This is a genomic window from Lapillicoccus sp. (assembly GCF_046595215.1).
In the GTDB taxonomy this organism is placed as follows: domain Bacteria; phylum Actinomycetota; class Actinomycetes; order Actinomycetales; family Dermatophilaceae; genus Lapillicoccus.
This window is the reverse complement of sequence record NZ_JBKJPP010000155.1, coordinates 1-3,543: the sequence shown is the minus strand read 5'-3', so window position 1 is coordinate 3,543 and position 3,543 is coordinate 1. Positions and strand designations below refer to the sequence as shown.

The 3,543-nt window shown below is 69.2% G+C and carries 4 protein-coding genes and 1 pseudogene; 2 read left to right on the top strand and 3 right to left on the bottom strand.

Annotation, left to right across the window (positions count from 1 at the left end; all coding sequences use genetic code 11):
- The first annotated feature begins 491 nt into the window (after window positions 1-491).
- Together ACLL9L_RS13575 and ACLL9L_RS13570 are read left to right on the top strand one after the other, a co-directional pair.
- Complete coding sequence (locus tag ACLL9L_RS13575) at window positions 492-836, top strand: hypothetical protein (RefSeq protein ID WP_411285190.1); 345 nt, start codon at window positions 492-494, stop codon at window positions 834-836.
- Between the two features lie 63 nt (window positions 837-899).
- Window positions 900-1,214, top strand: a complete 315-nt coding sequence (locus ACLL9L_RS13570; protein ID WP_411285189.1) for a hypothetical protein — start codon at window positions 900-902, stop codon at window positions 1,212-1,214.
- A gap of 13 nt (window positions 1,215-1,227) precedes the next feature.
- On the opposite strand, the gene ACLL9L_RS13565 is transcribed toward ACLL9L_RS13570, so the two are convergent.
- The 3 genes and pseudogenes from ACLL9L_RS13565 to ACLL9L_RS13555 form a co-directional block, all read right to left on the bottom strand.
- Window positions 1,228-1,398, bottom strand: coding sequence for a hypothetical protein (locus ACLL9L_RS13565; RefSeq protein WP_411285188.1), 171 nt, complete (start codon window positions 1,396-1,398; stop codon window positions 1,228-1,230).
- Window positions 1,399-1,466: 68 nt separating this feature from the next.
- Window positions 1,467-2,483: an alpha/beta fold hydrolase gene (locus tag ACLL9L_RS13560; RefSeq protein WP_411285191.1), complete on the bottom strand. Its 1,017-nt coding sequence runs from the start codon at window positions 2,481-2,483 to the stop codon at window positions 1,467-1,469.
- A gap of 459 nt (window positions 2,484-2,942) precedes the next feature.
- Window positions 2,943-3,242: pseudogene (locus tag ACLL9L_RS13555) on the bottom strand (carboxyltransferase domain-containing protein); the annotation flags it as partial.
- Window positions 3,243-3,543: the final 301 nt, after the last annotated feature.

The window sequence follows — 3,543 nt, the reverse complement described above, 5'->3', positions numbered from 1 at the left end:
GCCCGCGAGCTCCTCGGCTACGCGCCGCAGCACTCTTGGCGCGACGTCCTGCCAGATCCTGGGGCAGAGACCTGACCGACGCGCACCGGCCACTGCACGCGGCCTGACGCGCAGGCGGCGGTATGAAGCGCCATCACGCCCAACAAACCAGGCGCGGACTAAGGGTGCGGTGGTGACAGGGTGGTGCACCGGACAGTGTATTTCCGTGCTGCCAGCGATGTCGCCATGTCGTGCGACGCCGCTACGTTGTAGAACCGATTCAATGGAGCGGGGAGCGCTGACGGATCGAAGCCAGAGAGAAGTTCACGTGGACGCGGAGGGCGACTTGGTGTGGGCCGGTCACGACATGGGCCCGCAGGTCGCAGCTCTATTTGATGGCAGCGAGTACGAGTTCCGGCGGACAATTCGGGTGGCACATCTGGCGGCATTGACCCAGGCCCTCGGCCGGCCTATGAGTGCAGCTCCCGCCGGGCCAGGCGCACCACGCCGGCGTGCCGGTCGATGGCCGCGGCCTGCGTAGGTACCGCGGTCGCCGGCGCCCTGCTGGATGCGCTCACCCTGAGCAGGTCGACCTCGCGCTCTCGGCCGCCGACCAGGTCACCGACCGCCGCCAGCGGGTCAGCCGGGCCGCCGAACTCGCCCTGGAACGGTCTCACTACGAGGTCGACCGCGCCGAACGCGCCTTCCACGCGGTCGATCCGGAGAACCGGCTGGTCGCCCGCCCCATCGAGGCCCGGTGGGAGGCCAAGCTCACCGAGCTCGCCGAGGCCGAGCAGGCGTTGCAGACCGCCGGCGACATGCTGCCGCCGCTGCCCAGCCGGGCCGAGCTGGAGTGACTCGCCGCCGACCTGCCCGCGCTCTGGCACGCTCCCACGACCAGCGCCAAGGACCGTGAACGGTTGCTGCGCACACTGATTGCCGACATCACCCTGCTGCCCGAGCCCGAACGCAGCGAGGTGCGGATCGGGATCCGCTGGCACACCGGCGCCGTCGACGAACTGTCCGCCGGCCGGCCGCTGGTGCCCGGCCCCGCCAAAGCCAGCCCATCCCCAGCGGTCGAGCTCGTCCGCCAGCTTGGTCCGACCACCGACACCGGCCAGCTCGCCGAACGGCTCAACGCCGCCGCACTGGTTACCGGCCACGGGCGACCGTTCGATGCCGCTGCCGTCCAGTGGATCCGGCACGCCTACAAGATCCCCGCCCCAGATCCCTAGGCCACCACAGAGATCAGCGTCGCGAGACCGGCCGCCGGTCGCTGAAGAGCAGTCCGACGAACCACGTTCCGCAGGCGACAGCCGCGAAGACGGTGACCGCGCCGGGGGCGACGAGCCCCGCGTTGGGGATCCCGAGCATGAGGACGGAGAAGGCGAAGGCACCGACGGCGAGAGGTGTGCCCACGCCTGCCTCGGGCCGGAAGTCGGTCTGCGGGGCCGGGAGGGCGTCCGAGATGGTCGACCTGGCTTCTCCTACGACCCGAGCAGCTCGGCGAGGGCTGCGTTGATGAAGGCCGTGTCGACGGGGTTTTCGCCGCCGCCGGCGAAGTGGCCCCACACTCCCGGGATCACGCGCAGCTCGGCACCCGGGATGTGACCCACGGCGTACTCCTCGTCCTCCGGCGGGAAGTAGAGGTCCTTCTCGCCGGGCATCACGATCATCTTGGCCTTGATCGAGGCCAAGGCGCGCTCGTGGTCCCCGTCGAAGCCGGGAGTGTTGCCGACGTTGCCGTTCTGCCACGTCCAGGCCATGGCGAGCAGGTTGTTGGCGTCCTTGGCGAGGAAGAAGCCCTCCCAGAAGCCGACGAGGAAGTCTTCGAGCGATGCGTAGTCGAACGGGTCCTGCGCGTACAGCTTCTGCCAGTAGAAGGCCTGCGACAGGCCCCACCCGGCGTAGACCCGCCCCACCGCGCGCAGACCCTTGACAGGTTCGCTCGCGTACATCCCGTCCTGCCAGGCTGCGTCCGTGTAGATGGCGTACTTGACTGCTTCGAGGAACACGATGTTGTGCTCCGACGTCTTCGACGAGCCGCAGAAGGGGAGGGCGCGCTCGACCATGTCCGGGTAGCTGACGGCCCACTGGTAGGTCTGCCCGGCGCCCATGGACCAGCCGGTGACGAGTGCCAGCTTCTCGATGCCGAACCGCTCGGTGACCAGCCGGTGCTGCTGCTCGACCTGGTCGTAGAACGTGACCTTGGGGAACCGGGCGCCGTCGTGTGGTGCGGGTGTGTTGCTCGGGGAGGACGACAGTCCGTTGCCCAGCATGTTCGGGACGATGATGAAGTACTTGCTGGGGTCGAGGGCCATGCCCTCGCCGATGAGCCACTCGTTGTCCTGGTGCTGCCCTGAGTACCAGGTCGGGTAGACGATCGCGTTGGACTTGTCCTCGTTCAGGGTCCCGTAGGTCTTGTACGCGAGCTTCGCGGCCCGGAGCGTCTGTCCGGTACTCAACCGGACGTCGCCCAACTCGAAAACGTCGTAGTCCGTCATGGTGCGGCTCCTGGTGCTCGCGGGAGGTGGTGCACAGCGTCCGGTCGCTGCGGCCCTTGGACGCGCAGGTCCCGGGCCGCTGCGCCGGCAGGTATAACTCCCCGCCCGCGGGTGCTTCCTGGGGGAAGGATCTTCTGGGCTACGGGTATCAGACCATCGGCGGTCACCTGCGTCAAGGGCCGGTGAACTGCCACCGCATGCACCGGCGGAGGCGGTGGTCGCGGTCGTTCGAACGGTCTTTGCTCGGCCTCGGGCCGCCAGCACCGCTGGCCTTGAGCGCCCCGCGTACTTGAGATCCCCGGCCGGTCGAAGTCCTGCACGAGCGTGCGGGCGCCGGCGCGCGCCACCGTGAACGACCGCTCGGCGGCAGGCGGGGACGGGCGGGTCGCGGTCGGAGTCGGGGTCAAACAGTCGTAGGGAGTGGACCCGAGCAGCTGCCAGCCGCCGGGGGAGGAGGTCCGGGTAGACACTGCCCCAGCGGTCGGCGAGCGTCACCCACCCTGTCGGCACGCAGGTCCGCGTGTCACCCGCCGTCTGGGCACCCGCGTGGAGACTCGACAGGTAGGGGAAGCCGGGCGCGAAGCCGCAGAAGGCGACCCGGCAGGCTGTCTCGGTGTGACGGGCGACGACGGCCCACTCGTCCAGGCGCCACAGCGCGGCCACCGCGCCGAGGTCGGGCCCGGTTGGAGTCGCTGGATTCCGCGCCAGCCTGAGAGGCCAGCACCGTGCAACACGCCCAAAAGAGCACCTGCCCGGCACGACACGCGTCGGCTCTTCAGGCGGCGCGCGGCGCGATGGCCCTCCGACAGCAAGTTCCTTGACCACGAGGTCAAGCCATACCAGGCGTGCAAGACCAACTCGCCCTCGACTCTCGCTTGGGTCGAACTTCAGGAATGGACCCGTCAGGATGGTCGGCTCGCGGCGCTAGGACGCAGGGCAGGGCCGCGCGTATGGAGGCAGTTCCGCGCTAGTCCTCGATGACGTCGAGACCCTGCTCCCGCAGCTGCGCGAGGTGGTCCAGCATGCCTTTCACTACCTCGGGGGCGTGGCCTTGCCAGCT

Excerpts from the sequence above, each read along its gene's own strand:
- ACLL9L_RS13560 (WP_411285191.1), bottom strand. The coding sequence starts at position 2,483 with ATGACGGACTACGACGTTTTCGAGTTGGGCGACGTCCGGTTGAGTACC.